We start from the raw sequence: 21,454 nt of genomic DNA, 5'->3' as shown, positions 1-21,454 counted from the left end.
TTCAACGCGCCCCGCACGATAAACTAGCCGCGCACCTACCGGGAACCGCTCACTTGGCAAAAGTCTCCACGATCCGCGACGTCGCCGAATTGGCCAACGTATCCAAAGCGACCGTCTCACGCTACCTCAACGGCACGCTCACGCTGCCGGCGGAGACGAAGAAGCGCGTCGACGACGCCGTGATCGCCCTCAACTACCGGCAGAACAGCCTCGCGCGGCGCCTGAGCATCGGCAGCAGCGAGACCATCGGTCTTGCCATGCCCGATGTCGCCAACCCGTTTTTCGCCGAACTCGCCGACGCGGTCGAGGAAGCCGCCTCGGAGGGCGGCTTCGGCCTGTCGCTGTGCATCACGCGCAACCGGCTCGAACGCGAAGCGCTCTATCTGAGCTGGCTCGACACCCAGCATCTCGACGGCCTGATCTTCGCCACCAATCGCCCCGACGACGGCTCGCTCAAGCGGCTGATCGGCGAGCGCAGCAACATCGTGCTGATCGACGAGGACGTGCCGGGTGTCGACGTGCCGAAGGTCTTCGTCGACAACGTCGAGGGCGGTTATCTGGCCACCCGCCACCTGATCGACGCGGGTCATACGCGCATCGCCTACGTCACCGGTCCGGAGACGCTCTTCAGCGTGCGCGAGCGGCTCGAAGGCTACCGGCGCGCGCTCGACGAGGCCGGCCTTCCGTTCGATGCGTCGCTCGTGCTGTACGGCGCCTATGACCGCCGTTTCGGTGAAGCGGCCGCCGCCGAACTGATCGCGCGTGACGTGGTCCCCACCGCCGTATTTGCCGCCAGCGACTACCTCGCGGTCGGCATGCTGAAAACGCTGCGCGAGCGCGGTCTGGACGTGCCGGCCGATATGTCGATCGTCGGCTTCGACGACATGGAGTTCGCCAGCCTCCTCATGCCGCCCATCACCACGCTGCGCCAATCGGCCCGCGAACTGGGCCGCGCAGGCGTCGCGATCCTGCTCGCCATGCTCGCCGGCGACCCTGCGGCCACCGCACTGGCCTCCACCTCGGCGGCGACGTCCGGCAAACCGGAGCACCGCCTGCCGGTCAGCCTGATCGAGCGCGCCTCCGTGGCGCCGCCGCGCAAGCGCTAGGCGGGCCGCGGCGCGCGCCGCACCCCAAGCTTGCCGGGCGCCGCTCGCCCCACTCCGCATCCGCCGCCCCCGTACTTTCCCCTGGTCTTTATTGAAACGGTTGACAGCGAAATACTCGCCGCTTACTTTTGATAAACCGGTTTACAAGAAGGCGGGCGCAATGTCGGTTGCGTCCTTGAAAGTCTTTTCCACTCCCGGGGCGACGCCTTGCAGCGCGCCGCTCCGCTTACTCAGAAAAGGGATTTCGATGAACGCAGCACTACCTTTGCGCCGGCTCGCCGCCACCCTCCTTGCGCTGTCGGTGTTGAGCGCCGCCGGATCCGCGTGCGCCGCGGACAAGAAGAAGATCGCCCTCGTGCAGATCAACCAGGAAGCGCTTTTCTTCACACAGATGGACCAGGGCGCGCAGGCCGCGGCGAAAGCGGCCGGCGTCAATCTGGAGATCTACAACTCGAACAACGACCCGAACGCGCAAAACAACGCGATCGAGACGTATATTCAGCAGAAGGTCGATGCGATTCTGGTGGTCGCGATCGACGTCAACGGCATCAAGCCCGCCATCACCGAAGCGAAGAAGGCCGGCATTCCGGTCGTCACCATCGACGCCATCGTGAACGGCGACAACTCGGTGCAGGTGGGCGTGGACAACAAGAAGGTCGGCGTGGATATCGGCAAATACACGGCGAACTACATCAACAGGAGCCTCGGCGGCAAGGCGCAGATCGGCGTCGTCGGCGCGTTGAATTCGTTCATCCAGAACGTGCGGCTCGATGGCTTCAAGGAAGGCGTGGCGAGTGCGCCGGGCGCGAAGATCGTGTCGACCGTCGACGGCCAGAACGTGCAGGATCAGGCGCAAACGGCGGCTGAGAACCTGATTTCGGGCAATCCGAATCTGCAGATCGTCTACGCAACGGGCGAACCCGCGCTGATCGGCCTGGTGGCGGCCGCCCTCTCGCAAGGCTCGACCGATCACCTGAAGATCGTCGGCTGGGACTTGAGTGCGCAGGCCATCAAGGGCATCGACGCCGGCTTCGTAACCGCCGTCGTGCAGCAGGATCCCGAGGGCGAAGGCAAGGCGGCCGTCGGCGCGGCGCTCAAGCTGATCGCCAGACAGCCGGTCGACAAGAACATCTCCGTGCCCGTCACGATCGTGACCAAGGCGAATGTGGACAAATACCGCGCTATCTTCAAGTAAGCAGCCGGTGCCGTTCAGGACGAGGAAACCCAGATGAACAGCGATGCCATCCCTCCACGCGTACGCATGGAAAACATCACCAAGAGCTACGGCGCTGTTCAGTCGTTGCGCGGGGTGACTCTGGAAGTGGCGCCGGGTGAAGTGCTCGGACTGGTGGGCGATAACGGCGCGGGCAAATCCACGGTGTCGAAGGTGCTGGCGGGCGCGGTGATTCCCGATAGCGGCCGCATCGAAATCGACGGCGAGCCGGTGCGTTTCGAAGACCCCGGCGACGCCCGCAAGCATCGCATCGAAATGGTCTATCAGGACCTGTCGCTCTGCGATACGGTGGATGTGGCCGGCAACCTGTTCTTCGGCCGCGAGCCGATGCGGCGCATGCTGGGCATCCCCATGCTCGATCACGCGAAGATGCATCACGACGCCCGCGAGATGCTCGACGGTCTGGGCATCCGCATTCCGAGCACGCGTCTCGATGTCGAAAACCTCTCGGGCGGCCAGCGTCAGGCCATTGCGATTTCGCGCGCGGTGTCGTTCGACCCGAAAGTGCTGATCATGGACGAGCCCACCGCGGCGCTCGCCGTGGCCGAAGTCGAAGCCGTACTCGAACTGGTGCAGACCATCAGCCGCCGCGGCGTCAGCGTGATCCTGATCAGCCATCGCCTGCAGGACCTGTTTCTCGTCTGCGACCGCATCAGCGTGATGTACGAAGGACAGAACGTGGCGGACCGCAAGATCGGCGAGACGAATCTCGAGGAGATCGTCGACCTGATCGTCGGACGTAAATTCAAAGCGCGCTCGGCGCGGGCTCTTGCGGAGAACTGATCGTGGAAATCGCCATGCAAAAGGAAAAGGACCCGAAGGCGCCGCACCGCTCGCTGCAGAACCGGCTCGGCGGCAACGCGGGGGTTGCCAGCATCGCGGTGTTCTTTGTGTGCTGCGCCGTCGCCTTCAGTTTCGCCACCGATACCTTCCTCACCACCGGCAACCTGCTGAACGTGCTGCGCCAGAGCGCACCGCTCCTGATCGTCGCAACCGCGATGACGCTCGTGATCACCACCGGCGGCATCGACCTGTCGATCGGCTCGACCCTCGCGCTGGTGGGCGCGCTTGCCGCCATCGCGCTGCATGCGGGTGTGGCGGACGGCGTCGTGCTGATCGGCGGCCTCCTGCTCGGTGCGCTGATCGGTGCGATCAACGGTTACTTCATCGCCTGGGCGGGCATGCCGGCCTTCATCGTCACGCTCGGCACGCTCTCGGTGGTGCGCGGCCTTGCGCTGCTGATCACGCAGGGCTATTCCGTGCCGATCGAAAACGACGGCTGGTTCGTGCAACTCGGCCGCGGACATCTGCTCGGCGTGCCGATGCCCGCCGTAATCTCCATCGCGACGCTGCTTGCCGGCTGGTTTGCCTTGCGGCACATGCGCTTTGGACGCTACGTGGTCGGCATCGGCACGAATGCGGAAGGCGTGCGGCGGGCCGGCGTCAACGTGCGCATCGTGACGTTGAAGGTCTACATCCTCAGCGGCGCGGCGGCCGGGCTTGCGGGACTCATCACCACCGCGCGTCTGGGCAGCGGTTCGTCGAATCAGGGGGTCGGCTTCGAACTCGCGGTGATCGCCGCGGTGGTGCTCGGGAGTACGAATCTGTTCGGCGGCCGCGGCACCATTCTCGGCACGCTGCTGGGCGCGCTCACGATCGCCGTGCTCGGCAACGGGCTGATCCTGATTCACGTCTCGCCGTTCTATACGCAGATCATCCAGGGCGCCATCATGCTGCTCGCCATCTGGATGAACACGCGCATTTTCTCGCCGCAACGCAGTCGCAAGGGCTAAGGAGCGTCAAGCGATGAGGTCGATTTTCCGCCACGCTTCCCCGCTGCCCATCGGCGTGGACAGCGGCTACGTGATGACCGTGCTCGGCCCGCTGCCGGTCGCGCAGATGGGCGTCACGCTGATGCATGAGCACATCCTGCTGGATGCGTCGGGCAAGTGGGTGCCGCCTTCATGTTGCGGCGATCGCGAGATCGGCGAGCAGAAGGTGCATATCGGCATTCTGGGCGCGCTGCGGATGAATCCGTTGATGAACCGCGACAACTGCCAACTGTTCGATGTCGAAGCCGCGATCGACGAACTGATGCGCTTTCGCGAGCTGGGCGGCGAGACGGTGGTGGATCCGACCAACCTCGGCATTGGCCGCGACCCGGCCGCGTTGCAAGTCGTGGCGCGGCGCACGGGGCTCAACATTGTGATGTCCACCGGCTTTTATCTGGAGCCCTCGCATCCCCGCTACGTCAGCGAGCGGTCGATCGACGATCTGGCCGAGCAACTGATTTTCGAAGTCGGCGGTGCGCACGACAAGCCCGACGTCGTGGCCGGCCTGATCGGCGAGATCGGGGTCTCCGCAGCCTTCACGCCCAACGAAGAAAAGTCGCTGCGGGCGGCCGCGCGCGCGAGCGCCGCGACCCGCGTGCCGCTCTCGATCCATCTGCCAGGCTGGGTGCGCCATGGACACCGCGTGCTGGACGTCGTCGAGGCCGAAGGCGCCGACCTGCAACACACCGTGCTATGCCACATGAACCCCAGCCACATGGACACGGAGTACCAGCACACCCTGGCGCGGCGTGGCGCCTGGCTCGAATACGACATGATCGGCATGGACTACTACTACGCCGATGAGGACGCGCAGTCGCCATCGGATGAAGAGAACGCGCGGGCCATCAAGGCGCTGATCGACGCGGGCTTCGTCGACCGGCTGCTGATGTCGCAAGACGTGTTTCTCAAGACCATGCTGACCCGCTACGGCGGCTATGGCTACGGTTACATCCTCAAGCATTTCGTGCCGCGGTTGCGACGCCATGGCGTGACGAACCCGCAGATCGAAACCATGATGATCGCCAATCCGGCGAAGGTCTTTTCGCGGCAACGCTGAATGAAGGCGCGCACTCCCGCCGCCCATTGGCGATTGCCGACTGAACGGTAAACCGGTTTAACGCCGCGTGTGCCGCCGCCGACACGGCTGGCACACGTGCCTTAAAGGAGATTTCGCATGACCCCATCCGCTCATTCCGCGCATTCGATCCTGCTTGCGGGGGAAAGCTGGACCAGCACGGCAACGCACATCAAAGGCTTCGACCAGTTTCCGACCGTGACGTATCACAACGGCGCGAAGCTGTTCCTCGATGCGCTGAAAGACAGCCGTTACACGATCCGCCATATGCCGAGCCATGAGGCGCAGGAGGACTTTCCGAGCACGCTCGAAGGCCTGCTCGCCTATGAGGCGATCATCCTGTCCGACATCGGCGCCAATACGCTGCTGCTGCACCCCGATACGTGGGCCAAAAGCCAGCGCACGCCGAACCGGCTCAAGCTGCTGCGCGAGTATGTGGCGGCGGGCGGCGGGCTGATGATGGTCGGCGGCTATCTGAGCTTTCAGGGCATCAATGGCAGCGCGCGGTTTCGCGGCACGCCCGTCGAAGAGGTACTGCCGGTGACCTGCCTGCCCTACGACGACCGCGTCGAAGTGCCCGAAGGCTTCACGCCGCAGGTGGTCGCCGCGCATCCGCTCGTCGATGGACTCGGCACCGCGTGGCCGCATCTGCTCGGCTACAACGAAGTCCAGCTCAAGCCGGACGCCACGCTGATTGCGACCGTGCCGGAGACCGGGCATCCGTTACTGGTTGCCGGCACGTATGGCAAGGGCCGCACGCTTGCGTGGACCAGCGACATGTCGCATCACTGGCTGCCGCCGGAATTCTCGGACTGGGACGGCAACGCGCGCCTGTGGCTGAACTGCCTCGACTGGCTGAGTTCGGGTGGCGAGTAGATGACGCATCGCCAGGAACGCGTCTGCGTGGTCGGCAATGCGGCGATCGATCTGAGCCTGCGCGTCGCGCATCTGCCGCTCGCCGGCGAAACCTCGCTCGCCCTGCAAAGCGCCTCCGACTTCGGCGGCAAGGGTGCCAATCAGGCGCTGGCGGCGACACGCGCGGGCACATCCACGCAACTGTTTGCGGCGGTCGGCCAGGACGCGGACGGCGACCGGCTGATCGCCCATCTGAACGCCGAAGGCATCGACACGCAACATGTGCTGCGCGTGCCCCGCCCGACCGATCTCTCCATCGTCACCGTCGACGCTCAAGGCGAGAACACCATCGTCACGCGCAACGAAGTCGCAGCGGGGTTTCACCCCGAGCCCGGCGCCGTACTCGACGCCACCCGCGCCGGCGACTGGATCGCCTTGCAAGGCAACCTGAGCGCCGACGTCACCGCCGACGTCTTATGCGCGGCGCGCTTCAACGCGCGCCGTACCTTGCTCAATCCCGGACCCGTCTGCTTCGATTGCATGCCCATGCTGGCCGACGTGGATCTGCTGGTGGTCAACCGCGTCGAAGCCGCGACGCTCACCGCGCAAGATGATGCCGCGCAGGCGGCCACGGCATTGCATCGCGCCGGTGCCCGCGAGGTCTGCGTGACGCTTGGCGCAAACGGCGTACTCTGGTGCAACGACAACGGCATTTACCGTCTCGCCGCGATACCCACCCATGCCGTGGATACCGTCGGCGCCGGCGATGCATTCTGCGGCACGCTGCTCGCCGCGCTGGCGCAAGACCTCGCCATGCCGCTCGCGCTGCGCTGGGCCCAGACCGTGGCCGCCTATGCCGTCGCGCGACGCGGGGCGCAAGCCAGCTTTCCCGACCGCGCGACGACGCGCGATTTGCTGCACTCCTCCGTTCCTCCCCTTCAGGCAAGTTGAATCGATATGGAAACTTCTTCTGGTGTTGGCCGTGGACGTCTCGACTGCGTCGCGCAGATTTTTGGCCGCCCTCGCAGTGTGGTGATCGGCGTGATTCACTGTCCGGCGTTCCCCGGTTCGCCGCGCTATCAGGGCGCGTCGAGCGAAGCGTTGTATGCGGCCGCGCGCGCCGATGCGCTCGCTTATGCGAGCGGCGGCGTCGATGGCCTGATCATCGAAAATCACGGCGACGTGCCGTTCTCGAAGCCGGACGATATCGGTCATGAGACCTCGGCGTTCATGGCCGTGACGGCGGATCGCATCGCGCGGGAAACCGGCCTGCCGATCGGCATCAACGTGCTCGCGAATGCGGCGATTCCGGCGCTCGCAATCGCCGCGGCGAGCCAGGCGGCCTTCGTGCGGGTCAATCAGTGGGCCAACGCGTATGTCGCGAACGAGGGCTTGATCGAAGGGGCCGCCGCCAGCGCATTGCGCTACCGCGCGCGCCTGCGGGCCGACGGCATCAGCGTATTCGCGGATGCGCACGTCAAGCACGGCGCGCATGCGATTGTCGCGGACCGCGCGCTGGAGGAGTTGGTGCGCGACGTGGAATTCTTCGATGCCGATGCGATCATCGCCACCGGCCAGCGCACCGGCGACGCCGCCAGCCCGGATTACCTGCGGCAGATTCGCGCCGCGACCACCTTGCCGTTGCTGGTGGGCAGCGGCTGCACCGAGCGCAACGTCGCGGAGATTCTTTCCATCGTCGACGGCGTGATCGTCGCGAGTTCGTTGAAGGTGGGCGGCGTCTGGTGGAATCCGGTCGACGAAGCGAAAGTCCGCGCCTTCATGCAAGCGGCGCGCTAATTCACGCCTGATGCGATTCAGGCCGGATCACAAGTTCCGGGAAACCTGAACGCGCATCGTGCTCGCGTGAGAAACGATGCTCGGGCAGCAGCGCCAGCAAGATCTCCGCCGTCGTGCGAACGCTGCAGCCGCGCGCCACGTGTCCGCCGAACACCTGGCCGCGCGCGTCGGCAACGGACATGTGCAGATGCGCGCCATCGGGCGAGATCGAACCGGCCAGCGTGAGAATTTCGAGGTCACCGCGTAACTCGGTGGGCTGGTCGACACCGGCGAAGCGCAACTGCGCGACGCTCAGGCTGCCGATGCCCTGCAGCACGAAGGCCGCCGTCAGATTGCGTGCGCGCAGCACGTCTTCGAGCGCGCCGCGCAGGTCGTCGCCCGGGGAAAGGCGCACGGGATGGGTTTGCATCGCTCGGCTCCTGGTTGGCAGGGTTCACGCGGGATAAGGCGGGACGCTGCGCCTATTGTGCCATCCTGAGGTCCGGTCATTCGAGGCCGTGCAGATGCTCGACCAGGTAATCGATCAAGGCTCGCACCTTCAACGGCAAAAACCGGTTCGGCGGATAGAGCAGCCACACCGTGCCCACATAAGCCTGTCCTTCGAGCGCCCAGTCGGGCAACACCGGCACCAGTTCGCCACGCGCGAGCGCATCCGCCGCCGCGAATTCCGGCAGGTTGGCGATGCCGAAGCCCTGTTGCGCCGCTTCAAGCCGCGCGCCAGCATGATTGGCGATATAGCGCCCGCGCACCTCGACGGTCTGCGTGTGCGTGCCGCGCCGCAAACGCCAGCGGTTATCGTCCGCCGTTTCGCCGAGATAGATGCAGTCGTGCTGGGCGAGCTCGCGCGGCGCTTGCGGCGTGCCGCGCGCGTCCAGATAGGCCTGCGACGCACACAGCAGCCAGCGCACCGTCCCTAGCCGCCGCCCTGCCAGGCCGGGTGGCGGCCGCTCGGTCAAATGGATCACGAGGTCGAGATCGTCGTCCAGCGGGTCGACGTCGTGGTCCGCATACAGCAGTTGGAGATCGACCTCCGGATAGGCGCGCAGGAAACCCGGCACGAGCGGGTGGATCACCGTGCGGGCGAACTGCGTCGGCGCGCTGACGCTCACCTTGCCTTGGGGGCGGCCGGCGAGTTGACCGGCGGCATCGACCGCGCCCGCGGCGGCGCTCACCATCTCCCGGCAGTAGCGCGCCACCTGCGCACCCGATTCGGTGACCCGCACCTTGCGCGTCGAGCGCTCCAGCAGGCGGGTGGCGAGCGCGTCCTCGAGACGCTTGATCTGCCGGCTGACCGTCGACGGCGTGCTGCCGAGCTGGCGCGCCGCCACCGAGAAATTGCCGGCCTCAACAACGCGCGCAAACACCGCCATATCGTGCAACAGGGCGAAAAGTTCGTTGGGGTTCATCGTGACCGTAGAAAGAGAAGCGCGGCTGGATTAATGCATGCGCGACACAAAAGCTATGCGTCGCGGCCCGATTATCACCCTGCACGCAAGGCTGGACAATACGCACCTGTCCTCCGAGGTTCGCCATGTCCAGACCCGAACGCCTGCAATTCCTGTCCGACCTGATGCTGCTCGCCGTCGCCGTGGTGTGGGGTACCAGCTATGGCGTCGCCAAAAGCGCGCTCGCCTATTACCCGGTTCTCGGGCTGCTTGCGTTGCGCTTCGGCATCACCTTCGTGGTGCTGTCGCCCGCGCTACGGCCCCTGCGTCATGCCGACGCCCGCGCCTTGCGCGGCGTGCTCGGCGCCGGCGTGCTGCTGTTCAGCATCTTTCTGTGCGAGACCTTCGGCCTGCTGCTCACACGCGCGGCCAACGCGGCGTTTCTCATCAGCCTGTGCGTGGTGTTGACGCCGCTGGTCGAGTGGTCGCTTCTGAAGCGCCGGCCGAGCCGCATCGAATGGGCGGCTGTAGCGCTGTCGTTGCTCGGTGCGTGGTTGCTGACCGGAGGCGACACCTTCACGCTCAGTCCCGGCGATGCGTTGATCCTCGCGGCCGCGCTTCTGCGTGCTGTGACCGTCTGCGTGACCAAGCGCGTGATGCGCGATGCGGCACTGCCGCCTTTGACCGTGACCGCCGTGCAATCCGGCGTGGTGGCATTCGGCAGCGCAGCCGTGGCGCTGCTGTTTGCCCGCGACCAATGGCAACCCGTGCCGTCGTTTGCAGGGCATCCGACGTTCTGGGGCAGCGTGTTCTATCTGGTGCTCGCCTGCACGCTGTTCGCGTTCTTTGCGCAGAACTATGGAATCAAACGCAGCAGCCCGACGCGCGTCGCGCTGCTGATGGGTAGTGAGCCGGCGTTTGGCGCGCTGTTCGCGTGCCTGTGGTTAGGCGAGCGGATCGCGCCGATGGCGTGGGTCGGCGGCGGGTTGATCGTGGCGGCGTCGTTGCTGGCTACGGTGCGCTGGCGCAAGGGGGTGCCGGTTGAGGTACCCGCGGCGCCGCAACAGGCTTAAGGCTGGCGACGGAGTTCGCGGGACTGGGGCGGCCACCCATCACCGTAGCAGCGGCCGCAACCTGCCGGCGCAGCCCACCCCTTACCTCGACGCCACCCGTCCCCGCTGACTCACCACTTCGCCGCGCTGGAACACGTACTCGATGCGCTCGCCCTGCCCGGTCAACACGCCGATATCGCGCAGCGGATCGCCGTCCACCACCAGCACATCCGCAATCGCACCGGCAGCGATAACACCGAGCTTGCCAGGCCGGTCGACGATCTGCGCGGCAATCGTCGTGGCCGAACGCAGCGTCTCCAGATTGCCCAGCACCTCGGCGCGAATCCGCAGTTCGTCGCTCTGGAACGTATGCATCTCGCCGAGCAGGTCGGAGCCGAAACCCATCGGCACGCCGGCGCGCGCATAGATCTGCAGCGAGTCGCGGCCGGCTTGCCGCACGGTCTCGACCTTGGCGATCGAATCGGCCGGCAGGCCGTACTCGGCTCCGTGCTTCGCAAGTGCGTCGTAGGTCACCAGCGTCGGCACGACGAAGGCGCCATGCTCGTGCATCAGGCGCGCCGCCGCTTCATCCACGAGATTGCCGTGCTCGATCGTGCGCACGCCGCAGCGCACGGCACGCGCGATCGCGCGGCCGGTGTACGCATGCGCCATCACGTACGTATTGGCCGCATGCGCCTCGGCGACGATTGCGCGGATCTCGTCTTCGGAATACTGGGTGTTGCCGATCGGGTCGGTCGGCGAGGCGACGCCGCCCGACGCCATGATCTTGATCTGCGTCGCGCCCTTCTGGATTTCTTCGCGCACGGCAAGCCGCACGGCATCGACGCCGTCGACCACCCGCGCAATCGCCCCGGCGCGAAAGCAGCACGAACACGGTTCGAGCATGTCGCCACGCGGGCGGAAATCGCCATGCCCGCCGGTCTGCGACAACGCCTTGCCGGATGGGAAAATGCGCGGCCCCGGAATCAGGCCGGTTGCGAGCGCCTGGGTCAGCCCCCAATCGGCGCCGCCCGCATCGCGCACGCTCGTGAAGCCGCGGCCGAGCATCGCCGAGAGAATCGGCAGCGCGCGAATCGCCGCGAGGATGTTGGGTTGGGTCGCGTTCGTGCCGAGGTTCGCGCTCGACGCGAGCACATGCACGTGACAGTCGATCAGGCCCGGCATCACCGTCTTGCCGCGCGCGTCGACCACGCGCGCGCCCGGCAGATCCACCGGCCGGTCGGTGACTTCGACGATGTGACCGTCTTCGATCACAACATGATGATGTTCGAGCAACGTACCCTGCGACAGGTCCAGTACGTTGCCGCCGCTGATTACCGTGATGGTCATGAATAGCTTCCTGGAAGAAAGAACCGGCGTTACCCGCGCAGGCGGCGCGGGTCGCGTACGTAGAAGGTTCCGATGAGACTGATGGCCGCGGCGATCATCACGTAGATGGCCGGCGCCATGTTGCTGCCGGTGGAGGCGATCAGCCACGTGATGAAGAACGGCGCGAAGCCGCCGAAGATCGTCACGGCAAAGTTGTAGGCGACCGAGAGACCCGTCGACAGCACTTTGGTCGGGAACAGTTCGGCAAACGCGGCGAGAATCGGGCCGGTATAGGCGGCGATCAGCAGTCCGAAGATGCCTTGAAACACGAGCAGCGAGGCCAGACCCGGCGCCCGGTTGATGTACACGAACATCGGCCAGGCGAGCAGCAGGATCGCGGCGGCGGCGCCGGACAGGAAGCGCCGGCGGCCATACAGATCGGCCAGCTTGCCCACCACCGGCGAGAAACACATGATCATCAGACCGCCCAGCATCCCTGCCAGAAAGCCCTGCGACGCAGGCAGATGCAGCGTGCGCACCGAGTAGGTCGGCATGTAGAACAGCAGCACGTAGGTGCACGCGGTCCAGAGGATCACCATCGAAAAACTCGCGAAGGTTTCGCGCGGGAAGCGTTGCAGCACTTCGGCGAGCGGCGAGTCGCTTTTCGCTTCTTCCGCGACCGCGATAAAGGCCGGCGTTTCTTCCATGCGGCTGCGAATGAAGTAGCCCACCGGTCCGATCAGGATGCCGATCAGGAACGGCATTCTCCAGCCCCACGAATGCAGCGCATCGGCGCTTAGCCGCGCCGTCACGAAGGTGCCGACCGCCGCGCCGAGCAGCACCGCGAAGCCGATGCTCGACTGGATCCAGCTCGAGTAATACGCGCGCTTGTCCGGCGGGGCGTACTCGGTCAGAAACGCGGTGGCGCTGCCCATTTCGCCGCCGGCGGAAAAGCCTTGCAGCAGGCGCGCCGCCACGATCAGGAGCGGCGCCCACACGCCGATCTGGCTATAGGTGGGCGCGAGGCCGATCAGCGCGGTGCCGGCCGCCATCAACAGGATGGTCAGCGACAAGGCCGCCTTGCGGCCCACCTTGTCGGCGTAGATGCCCAGCACGATGCCGCCCACCGGACGCATGAAAAAGCCGACGCCGAAGGTCGCCACCGTCAGCAGCAGCGAAGTCAGTTCATTGCCGGTCGGAAAGAACAGCTTGGCGATGATGACCGCAAAGAAGCTATACACGGTGAAGTCGAACCATTCGAGGCCGTTGCCGAGCACGGTGGCGAGAATCGCGCGGCGCCGCTGCCGCGTGAGCGAGTCGAGCGGTAGCGCCACGTGGGGTGAAAGCGTTCCTTGCATGGTCTCTTTCCTCATCTGAATGAGCTGTCAGCAGCGCGCCGGTTCAGGATTGAGCGGCACCCCCGCATGCACAAGACCGATCCTAGGAGCGTTGTGGTTTTTTTCTGAAACGAAAGAATCGCATGCATGCATGCGCGTAGCGCATGCGAACGGGCTTTCCGGGCTTTCTATGCTTTCTTATGCCGCCGGCCGCGCCGTCTGTTGCGGCGCGTGCTGCATCGTCTGCCGCTCTGCCTGCTCGAACAACCAGTTTGTAAACAGCCGCCCCGCCTGGTTCTGCGAGCGGTCGTTCGGCGACACCACGTAGTAGCCGCCGCCGTGACTGGCCGAAGCGCGTGTGGCCCGCACCAGCAAACCTTCGGCGAGGCACGCATCGATCATGTGGCGCCAGCCGAGCACCACACCCTGGCCGAGAATCGCCATCTGCACCAGTTGCGGATAGTGATTCACCACCACCGACTTCGGCGAGCCAGGCATCTGCACGTCGTTCAGCCGGAACCATTCCGGCCACGACATCCATTGCCGCTGGCCGTCCTCCTGCATTAGCAAGGTCTCCTGAGCGAGGTCGGCGGGTTCGAGCTTGCGGCCGTCAAGGTAGCCCGGCGAGCAGACCGGATAGACCTCCTCGTCGAAGATCCGGCGTGCCGTGAAATGCGGTTCGGCGCGCTGTCTGATGTAGTACAGGCCGACGTCGAATTCCGCCGGCGAGAGCGAGGCGAGCCCGTCGCGCACGATCATGCGCAGATGGATGTTGGGGTACGCCGCGCGGAAGGCGCCGAGGCGCGGCGTGAGCCATAGCACGGCGACGCCGGACGAGCAGGCGATCGTCAACTCCTGGTCGCCGTAACGCTTCATCACGTCGAGCGTCGCCTCGGAGCAGTTGGCGAGCAGCCACTGCACGTGCTTCGCGTAGCGTTCGCCGGCGATGGTGAGCCGCAGCGAGCGATGCTCGCGCACGAACAGCGAGCGGCCCAAAAAATCTTCGAGCTGGGCGATCTGGCGGCTGATTGCGCTTTGCGTGAGATGCAGTTCGGCGGCGGCCTTGGTGAAACTGGCATGACGCATGGCCGATTCGAACGCGATCAGGCATTGGAGCGGTGGGAGCGGGGCGATACGCATGGTGACGGGGTGTCGTTACGGGTGGCTTCATCATAGCGCCAGGGATGGGCTGAGGTTCCGGCGCGACTCTTACTATGGTTTGCGCGATTGGATGACGCGGCTGCATTCTGAGATGCGGGCTAAAGGATATCAGCGCATTCGATTCTTATTTTCTCAATTTTTCATTGAGAGATATCCGATCAAATAAATCTTCAATTGAGATTTTCACCCCCGGATCGTCGCCCACCGTCTTTTTACAAAAAATGACAACGCACTTTCTATTTTTGCAATATCTTACACAGGAACAATAACTCCTTGACGTGCACTTGGTTGATAAACGGACAGTTGCTCAATTGGATCGGTTATGTACACCAGCTGGACAGGATTTGCACCTCGAATACCATCACGTTGCCGAACCAAATTTTTGACCTGCCGTTATTGCCCAGCGAAAACAACTTATGTCACATATAAGCTTGCTCAAAGCATTTTCAATACTGAGAAATGGATCGGACTATCAGATTGGAGAAGGGCACAACTGGAAGCGTGGCGTCCTCAATACGGCAATTGGCCTTCTTGTGGCGTTCCCGATCGCGAACATGCTGAACGCCCTACCATACCGGGGGGCAATTCCACCTGAGGCGCCGCTAATAAAAAGCGTCGGAAATTTCACTGGCGAACACACTTACTCCTCCAAGGCAATTCAACGGTACACCGGCATTTTTCATGCTGCAGACGGACGGTCCTACCCAGTACAAGACGGAGCATTAAATTCTAGTCACGAGATCATGTCAAACATGAATTCAGGGAAAGAATTCTATGTGGAAGGGTTTGTTCTAGAAGATGGGCAGGGATTTTTCTGGCCGACTTTGGTCACCATGACTGATGGACGCGCACTGTTGAGTCGAGAAAAAATGAGTAAAAATTTAAAGAGTAATCGGGAGCCATTTGGCGAAATATTGATATGGGAGTATGCGGCCACGCTTCCCCTGTGGGCCATCTCACTCTCGAATGCAATCAAACTCAAGAAAAACCTGTCTCGAGTAAATTAAATGAATACGCAAAATTTCAGCGAAGCCATCGCCGATGTCACGGCCTTTATCACGGGTGCTTCGGTCAGCGTGGCGGATGCGACCAATTCTGCCCAACAAGCGCTCGCCGCTCAAGCCACGCGAGACAAAATAAGTGCGACTGCTACTGCAGCGAACGATTTGTTTGGTGTGGTTTCAGCAGGAATGCAGAAGGGACTGGAGACATTGTCCCCAGCGTCCACAGAAGCGGCCGAACTGTTAGCTAGAGCAGGGGCCAGGTCATCTGTGCTCGGGCTCAGTTTGGCTGGCGCGCCTATTCTCAAGGCCGTGCTGAACGGAGACGGAGGAGCCATCACCACCAGCCAGCTTGATGCGCTTTCAGGTGCGGCGCTGATGGCAGGTGCAGTGTCGCTACCCGAAGTAGCCGTCACGCTGACAGTCGTGGGTTCGCTCATGGTCGCGGCCTCGGTCTTCGATACCAATCCAGACAACACGTTGTCCAACGCCGTCACCCAGCTAAAGAACCTGATCCAACCTTACTACAACCAACTTTCCCCGTCGGATCAAACTGTTTTCGCAAGTCAGATGTCTGAAGCGATGTCGGCCACGCTATCCGGAGGCATGCTTCTCCCTCAGGTGAATGAAGCAGGCTGGATTACCGGTTACACGGCCGAAGCACCAGCCAGCATTACAGAGGAAGGCGACGCCAAGACCTACACCTTTGCGTCCGGCGTAACGTACATTATCGGCAACGTCACGGACGACGACCCATTGACCGATTCCTCAACGGGCGCGGAAAAGAGCCTCTGGACCGTCCCGGCGGCAGGCGCCGGCAGCCCACTAACCCTCGACATCCACAAAGACGGCAGCTACTCGAACAGCTTCACCGATCCACAGGGAAACAAAGTCACCGAGGTCTACGTCGCAGGCTCATCGGGCACGTACACCATTGCACCCATGAACGGCAATTACCAGTTCATCGACGTCGAAGGCAAGGACAACAAGGTTACTGTCCAGGGCGACAACAATCAGATATCGCTTGCGGCCGGAACACAGGCTAGCATCACGGGAGCAAACAACACCATCTACGCGGATGCCGGCACGGCAATCACGCTCAATTCCGCGTCAGGCAATACCGTCTGGAATGAAGTCACCGGGGATAACCTCAGCATTTCAGACGGCATCCTCACGGTAGCCGGTGATCCTAATGGTCCCTGCGGAGGCGCAACGGTCACCGCCGGCACGACAAATAGCATCGCCATCCATGCCGACGGTTCGCAAACCCTGGTCACACGGTACGACGACGACGATCGGGTGTGGGAGCGTACCTACAATGCAGCCGACGTGATGACCGAGCAGTTGGTCGTGAGCCCGGATGGTTCATATGGTGACGAACTATTCGACCCAAAAACCGGCGAGGCGAGGCAGTGGACGTTCTCCAACGGAGATGGCACGGGCCTCGTTCTTAAGTTCGATTCGTACGGGAAGACGATTGAGCGGGACTACATCAACCGAGATCGACCGTCCAGCCAGTTCGTGATCGATCCGGTCACGGGGGCTACCACCGCATACAACACGCTCAGCGGCGTATCGTTACCCACTCTGCAATTCGATCCCGCCACGGGAGCTGTCGCCTGGAGTTCGGGCAGCGGCACCAATAGCCTGATCGCCACGGCTTACTCCGCCGCCGACCACCAGGCAGCACAACTGGTCCACGCGATGGCTGTATACGCCCCGGAGACTTCGGCCTCAATCAGCCTCGCAGCCATTCCGCCCGATAACCCCCAGCTTTTGCTGGCGGCGTCCCCGCACTAGGCCCCCCTCCCTCCCCACGTTGGGGTGCTTTCCCTTCTCAGGCGGAAAGCACCCCACCGCCGATATCTATTCGCACGCACTGCTCCGAAACAATGGGACTCGAAGAACGACCGGCTCAAATCGAAGATGCCGGACTGGCCGCACTAGTCGTCATTGCACGCCTCCACGGCATCGCAGTGGAGGCATCGCAACTCAGGCACGCAAGCGTGACCGATGGCCATGCATTTTCCGAAGAGCAGTTGATTCTTTCGGCCCGCGCAATCGGCCTCAGAGCGAGCGCCATAAATCTGCTGCCCGAACGATTGCCGAAAACCCCATTCCCCGCGCTTGCACTGGACCGCACCGGTCACCACTTCATTATCGCGGGCTCGAACGGAGCAACTGCGCTGGTACTGGAACCCGGCATGCAGACGCCTCGCACGACACCAGTCAGTGAAATCGTGGATCGATGCTCCGGTCGCATGCTGCTATTCACTTCTCGAGCATCGCTCGCAGGCAACCTGGCTCGCTTCGATTTCTCGTGGTTCATTCCAGCTGTCGTCAAATACCGTCGGCTGCTTCTCGAAGTGCTGATGGTCTCGGTGATGCTGCAGATTTTTGGACTGGTCTCGCCACTGATGTTCCAGGTTGTGATGGACAAGGTGCTCGTCAACCGTGCCTATAGCACGCTTAACGTCGTCTGCGTGGCGTTGTTGGTGAGTTCGGTATTCGAAGTCGTACTCACGGGTCTACGAAACTACGTTTTCGCACACACGACCAATCGTATCGACGTTGAACTTGGCGCGCGCCTTTTTCGTCATCTGCTGGCATTGCCGCTCGGCTATTTCGAAGCGAGGCGCGTAGGCGACACCGTCGCACGTGTACGCGAGCTTGAAAGCATCCGTAGCTTCCTCACTGGTCAGGCATTGACCGCTGTCATCGACCTGATCTTCTCAGTGGTATTCCTCGGCGTCATGTGTATCTACAGCGTCTGGCTGACGTTGATCGTCGCGATCTCGCTGCCCGTCTATGCTGCTCTCTCCATGACGCTGAATCCTCTTCTACGGGAACGTCTGAATCATAAGTTCGCCCGCGGAGCCGACAACCAGTCGTTCCTGGTCGAGGCAGTGTCCGGCGTGCAAACGGTCAAGGCCATGGCCATTGAACCGCTATTCACCCACCGCTGGGACAATCAGCTCGCGGCGTATGTCACCGCGAGTTTCAGGGTCAACTCGCTAAGCAACCTTGGGCAGCAACTGATTCAGCTAGTGGGCAAGCTGGTCACGCTGGCAACATTGTTCTTCGGCGCAAAGCTGGTTATCGACAGCAAGCTCAGCGTTGGTCAACTGATCGCATTCAACATGATGTCGCAGCGCGTCAGTGCGCCGGTCCTCAGGCTGGCCCAACTTTGGCAGGATTTTCAACAGGTCGGGATCTCAATGCTGCGCCTCGGCGACATCCTCAACACGCGCACGGAACTGCCGCAAAGTCGCCAGGCCTTGCCTGCACTCAAAGGAGAAGTCAGCTTCGAGGACGTGCGCTTCCGTTACCGCCCGGATAGCCAGCCGGTCCTCAACGGAATCAATCTGACGATTCCGGCGGGAGAGATTGTCGGCATCGTCGGCAGGTCGGGATCGGGGAAAAGCACGCTGACCAAACTACTGCAGCGACTGTACATTCCCGGGAGCGGGCGCGTGCGCATTGACGGGATCGATCTCGCACTCGCCGATCCGGCGTGGCTGCGGCGGCAGATTGGCGTCGTGCTGCAGGAAAACCTGCTCTTCAACCGCTCGATACGCGAGAACATTGCCGTGACAGATCCTGGCGCTTCGCTGGATGCGGTGACCCAGGCCGCAATACTCGCTGGTGCGCATGATTTCATTTCGGAGCTACCCGAAGGCTATGACACGATAGTGGGAGAACGCGGGGCTTCGCTGTCCGGCGGACAGCGTCAGCGTATCGCCATTGCGCGCGCACTGCTGACCAACCCGCGGATACTGATTTTCGACGAGGCCACCAGCGCGCTCGACTTCGAGACGGAGCGGGTGATTCAGAACAATATGCTGGCGATGTGCCGCGGCCGCACAGTCATCATCATCGCGCACCGATTGAGCGCAGTGCGTCATGCCAACCAGATTGTGGCGATGGACAGAGGCCAGATCGTAGAGCGCGGCAGCCACGACCAATTGCTGCAACAGGACGGCTACTACGCGCACCTCGTCTCTTTGCAAAGTACCTGATGCCTACGCATTTCCTGAAGATCCGGGCGCTCGGAGACCTGTGCCGGCGCTACGGAGCAACTTTCCGCTCCGTATGGACAATCCGCGATCAACTCGACGCGCCTGCGCGTACAGCGCAGGAGCGGCAGTTCCTACCCGCGACTCTGGAGCTGATCGAGGCTCCGTCACATCCCGCGCCGCGGTGGACCATGCGTGTCATCGTGACGCTCGGCGTGCTGATCCTCCTGATTGCCGTGTTCGGCAAACTGGACATCGTCGCGACCGCCAAAGGCAAACTGATTCCGGGTGCGCGCGTGAAAACCGTGCAGCCGGCTATCACCGGCGTGGTCCGGCAAATTCTGATTCGGGACGGTGAGCGGGTAACGCAAGGCCAGGCTTTGCTGGTTCTCGACACGACTCAAGCGGCCGCTGACGCGCACAAGGCAAGTTCGGCCCGGATCGATGCCGCGCTATCGTCGGCGCGTGCGCGCGCACTACTCGATGCACTCAAGACGGGGCGCGTACCGACGCTCGCTATGGTGGACGGTGCTTCGCAAACGCAGCAAGAAGAGTCTCGACGCTTCGCCGAAGGTCTGTATCGGGAATACGCCGACAAGCTCGCAGTTTCCCATGCGGAGCTCGCAAGACGCGAGGCCGAACTGGCCTCCACTCAGCATGAAGTGGCAAAACTGCGCGCGACCGCTCCGCTCGCACGCAGTGAGGCCAACGACTACAAGACGCTCGCACCTGATCGCTACGTGTCTCAACACGACTATCTTGGCAAAGAGCAGGTGGCGCTTGAACAGGAGCACGAACTCGCCGCCCAGCGAAGCCACGCGAGCGAACTCGTGGCCGGTATCGCCGAGCAGCGGGCGACGATCGAACAGATGATCTCGCAGTTTTCGCGCGAGCAACTCGACTCGTTGGACAAGGCAAACCAGCAACTCGCCCAGACCACGGAGGACGAAACCAAAGCCATGACCCGCCAGGATTTGCTGACGCTCTACGCGCCCGTCACCGGGACCGTCCAGCAGTTGTCCGTGCATACGCTTGGCGGCGTGGTGACCACGGCCCAGGCGCTGATGGAGGTTGTGCCGGACGACCCCGTGGAGGTCGAAGCCAACGTCGAAAACAAGGACGTGGGGTTCGTCAACGTCGGACAGGAAGCGATCGTCAAGATTGAGGCTTTTCCGTACACGCGTTACGGCTACCTGACCGGAAAGGTAATCTCCGTCTCGAACGATGCCATACGGGGGAGCGACAAAAAGCAGGGGCTGACCTTTACGACAAGAATTCTCCTGCCGACCAACCAGATACGGGTCAACAACAAATCCATCAATCTGACGCCAGGAATGGAAGTGACGGCCGAAATCAGGACCGGTCATCGTAGTGTGGCAAGTTATTTTCTTGATCCGTTGGTGCAGACTGCCGGGGAAGGTTTGCGTGAGCGTTAGTCGGCTGCCCTGCGAGGCTTCTCAAATGCAAGTCGACGCTAGCCGGGATGGTGACTCCGGGATCCGAGCGGCACCGCAGCACGTTTGCGCGACAACCCTGCTGTTGTGCCTGGCGCTATTGACGGGAAAGCCGCATAGGGTAATGGCGTTTGACGTATTCAAAATCGACAACGCGGTTTCAGACACATCTGCTGCGGCGCTTGTCGCCGCCACTACGGCTTCGCCCTGCGCGTTCGGCCGCCTTGGTGAACCGCTGCGTCTCGAAGAGGCTGTCAATCGCGCACTGTGCAACAACCCCACGACGCGGCAAGCCTGGCCTGCGTGCGTCATGTCGCCTTAGCCGCCGTGCCCACCTTCCCCACCACCCGCATGAGCCGACTCGCCGAAGCCGCCGCGCGAGATGCCCTCCTCGCCGCCGCCATGACCGGTCAACGCACCTTCCGAATGGGTCGACTCGCTGATCTGGGTGGAATGGGAGGCGCGCACGATCTCATCGGTCTCGTCGCCGTCCGCGTGGTACACCTTGCCGCTCTTCGTGTAGTACGGTCCGTACCAGTGCGCTCCGCCGCCTCCGCCATGCGCCCCGCCCGCTGAACCCGACGTCCCCGACGAGCTCGACGTTCCCGAAGCCGGCTGCCCGCCATCGGCAAGCAGCGCGCAATCGTCGGGACGATTCCAGTCGCGCTCGCAATCGGCTTGCGACGCATACTCGGCCCGTTCAACCTGGACCGGCGTATCGTTGTGACAGCCCGCGATCAGGCCCGCCCCGGCCAGTGTCCCCGCCGCGCCGATCAGCATCAGTGTCGGTCGCTTTTGTGTTTTATGCATGGTCATCGAC

At 63.1% G+C, this 21,454-nt stretch carries 19 protein-coding genes; 13 read left to right on the top strand and 6 right to left on the bottom strand.

Features of this window, described 5'->3' with window-relative positions; all coding sequences use genetic code 11:
- The first annotated feature begins 53 nt into the window (after nt 1-53).
- The 8 genes from BUS12_RS17595 to BUS12_RS17560 all read left to right on the top strand — a co-directional run bounded on the left by BUS12_RS17595 (nt 54) and on the right by BUS12_RS17560 (nt 7,899).
- A complete protein-coding gene (locus tag BUS12_RS17595) occupies nt 54-1,106 on the top strand; it encodes a LacI family DNA-binding transcriptional regulator (protein WP_074297770.1) in 1,053 nt (350 codons plus the stop codon).
- Nucleotides 1,107-1,353: 247 nt separating this feature from the next.
- A complete protein-coding gene (locus tag BUS12_RS17590) occupies nt 1,354-2,301 on the top strand; it encodes a substrate-binding domain-containing protein (protein ID WP_074297768.1) in 948 nt (315 codons plus the stop codon).
- Nucleotides 2,302-2,334: 33 nt separating this feature from the next.
- On the top strand, nt 2,335-3,123 hold the full coding sequence (locus BUS12_RS17585) for an ATP-binding cassette domain-containing protein (RefSeq protein WP_074297767.1): 789 nt from the start codon (nt 2,335-2,337) through the stop codon (nt 3,121-3,123).
- Between the two features lie 14 nt (nt 3,124-3,137).
- The gene (locus BUS12_RS17580; protein ID WP_074301549.1) at nt 3,138-4,133 is read left to right on the top strand and encodes an ABC transporter permease; all 996 of its coding nucleotides are present in this window, start codon (nt 3,138-3,140) and stop codon (nt 4,131-4,133) included.
- A 13-nt stretch (nt 4,134-4,146) separates the two neighbouring features.
- Nucleotides 4,147-5,229, top strand: coding sequence for a phosphotriesterase family protein (locus tag BUS12_RS17575; RefSeq protein WP_074297765.1), 1,083 nt, complete (start codon nt 4,147-4,149; stop codon nt 5,227-5,229).
- A 117-nt stretch (nt 5,230-5,346) separates the two neighbouring features.
- Nucleotides 5,347-6,123 (top strand): glutamine amidotransferase, encoded by a 777-nt coding sequence (locus BUS12_RS17570; RefSeq protein WP_074297763.1) that lies wholly within the window; start codon nt 5,347-5,349, stop codon nt 6,121-6,123.
- Nucleotides 6,124-7,053 carry a ribokinase gene (locus BUS12_RS17565; protein ID WP_074297762.1) on the top strand — a complete coding sequence of 310 codons (930 nt, stop codon included), beginning with the start codon at nt 6,124-6,126 and terminating at the stop codon, nt 7,051-7,053.
- 6 nt (nt 7,054-7,059) lie between these two features.
- On the top strand, nt 7,060-7,899 hold the full coding sequence (locus BUS12_RS17560; RefSeq protein ID WP_074297760.1) for a BtpA family protein: 840 nt from the start codon (nt 7,060-7,062) through the stop codon (nt 7,897-7,899).
- Nucleotide 7,900: 1 nt separating this feature from the next.
- On the opposite strand, the gene BUS12_RS17555 is transcribed toward BUS12_RS17560, so the two are convergent.
- Together BUS12_RS17555 and BUS12_RS17550 are read right to left on the bottom strand one after the other, a co-directional pair.
- A complete protein-coding gene (locus BUS12_RS17555; RefSeq protein WP_074297758.1) occupies nt 7,901-8,308 on the bottom strand; it encodes a PPC domain-containing DNA-binding protein in 408 nt (135 codons plus the stop codon).
- Between the two features lie 76 nt (nt 8,309-8,384).
- Nucleotides 8,385-9,305, bottom strand: a complete 921-nt coding sequence (locus BUS12_RS17550) for a LysR family transcriptional regulator (RefSeq protein ID WP_074297757.1) — start codon at nt 9,303-9,305, stop codon at nt 8,385-8,387.
- A 125-nt stretch (nt 9,306-9,430) separates the two neighbouring features.
- Here BUS12_RS17550 and BUS12_RS17545 point away from each other — a divergent pair, with 125 nt between their 5' ends.
- A complete protein-coding gene (locus BUS12_RS17545; protein ID WP_074297755.1) occupies nt 9,431-10,357 on the top strand; it encodes a DMT family transporter in 927 nt (308 codons plus the stop codon).
- Between the two features lie 81 nt (nt 10,358-10,438).
- Here the strand turns inward: BUS12_RS17545 and BUS12_RS17540 are convergent, their stop codons facing one another.
- The 3 genes from BUS12_RS17540 to BUS12_RS17530 all read right to left on the bottom strand — a co-directional run bounded on the left by BUS12_RS17540 (nt 10,439) and on the right by BUS12_RS17530 (nt 14,142).
- Nucleotides 10,439-11,686 (bottom strand): metal-dependent hydrolase family protein, encoded by a 1,248-nt coding sequence (locus BUS12_RS17540; protein ID WP_074297753.1) that lies wholly within the window; start codon nt 11,684-11,686, stop codon nt 10,439-10,441.
- A gap of 29 nt (nt 11,687-11,715) precedes the next feature.
- Nucleotides 11,716-13,023 carry an MFS transporter gene (locus BUS12_RS17535; RefSeq protein ID WP_074297752.1) on the bottom strand — a complete coding sequence of 436 codons (1,308 nt, stop codon included), beginning with the start codon at nt 13,021-13,023 and terminating at the stop codon, nt 11,716-11,718.
- A gap of 177 nt (nt 13,024-13,200) precedes the next feature.
- Nucleotides 13,201-14,142: a LysR substrate-binding domain-containing protein gene (locus tag BUS12_RS17530; RefSeq protein WP_074297750.1), complete on the bottom strand. Its 942-nt coding sequence runs from the start codon at nt 14,140-14,142 to the stop codon at nt 13,201-13,203.
- 437 nt (nt 14,143-14,579) lie between these two features.
- On the opposite strand from BUS12_RS17530, the gene BUS12_RS38240 reads away from it, so the two are divergent.
- From BUS12_RS38240 to BUS12_RS17515, 4 genes are all read left to right on the top strand, one after another.
- Nucleotides 14,580-15,170 carry a hypothetical protein gene (locus BUS12_RS38240; RefSeq protein ID WP_143788392.1) on the top strand — a complete coding sequence of 197 codons (591 nt, stop codon included), beginning with the start codon at nt 14,580-14,582 and terminating at the stop codon, nt 15,168-15,170.
- Nucleotides 15,171-16,964: a DUF3060 domain-containing protein gene (locus BUS12_RS17525; RefSeq protein WP_074297749.1), complete on the top strand. Its 1,794-nt coding sequence runs from the start codon at nt 15,171-15,173 to the stop codon at nt 16,962-16,964.
- A gap of 92 nt (nt 16,965-17,056) precedes the next feature.
- Nucleotides 17,057-19,183: a type I secretion system permease/ATPase gene (locus BUS12_RS17520; RefSeq protein WP_074297747.1), complete on the top strand. Its 2,127-nt coding sequence runs from the start codon at nt 17,057-17,059 to the stop codon at nt 19,181-19,183.
- Nucleotides 19,183-20,616: an HlyD family type I secretion periplasmic adaptor subunit gene (locus tag BUS12_RS17515; RefSeq protein WP_074297745.1), complete on the top strand. Its 1,434-nt coding sequence runs from the start codon at nt 19,183-19,185 to the stop codon at nt 20,614-20,616. The genes BUS12_RS17520 and BUS12_RS17515 overlap by 1 nt, the downstream gene beginning before the upstream one ends.
- Before the next feature lie 336 nt (nt 20,617-20,952).
- Here the strand turns inward: BUS12_RS17515 and BUS12_RS17505 are convergent, their stop codons facing one another.
- A complete protein-coding gene (locus tag BUS12_RS17505) occupies nt 20,953-21,450 on the bottom strand; it encodes a hypothetical protein (RefSeq protein WP_143788391.1) in 498 nt (165 codons plus the stop codon).
- Between the last annotated feature and the right edge of the window lie 4 nt (nt 21,451-21,454).

It is taken from the genome of Paraburkholderia phenazinium (assembly GCF_900142845.1).
GTDB lineage: Bacteria > Pseudomonadota > Gammaproteobacteria > Burkholderiales > Burkholderiaceae > Paraburkholderia > Paraburkholderia phenazinium_A.
This window is presented reverse-complemented; position numbering and strand designations above follow the sequence as displayed.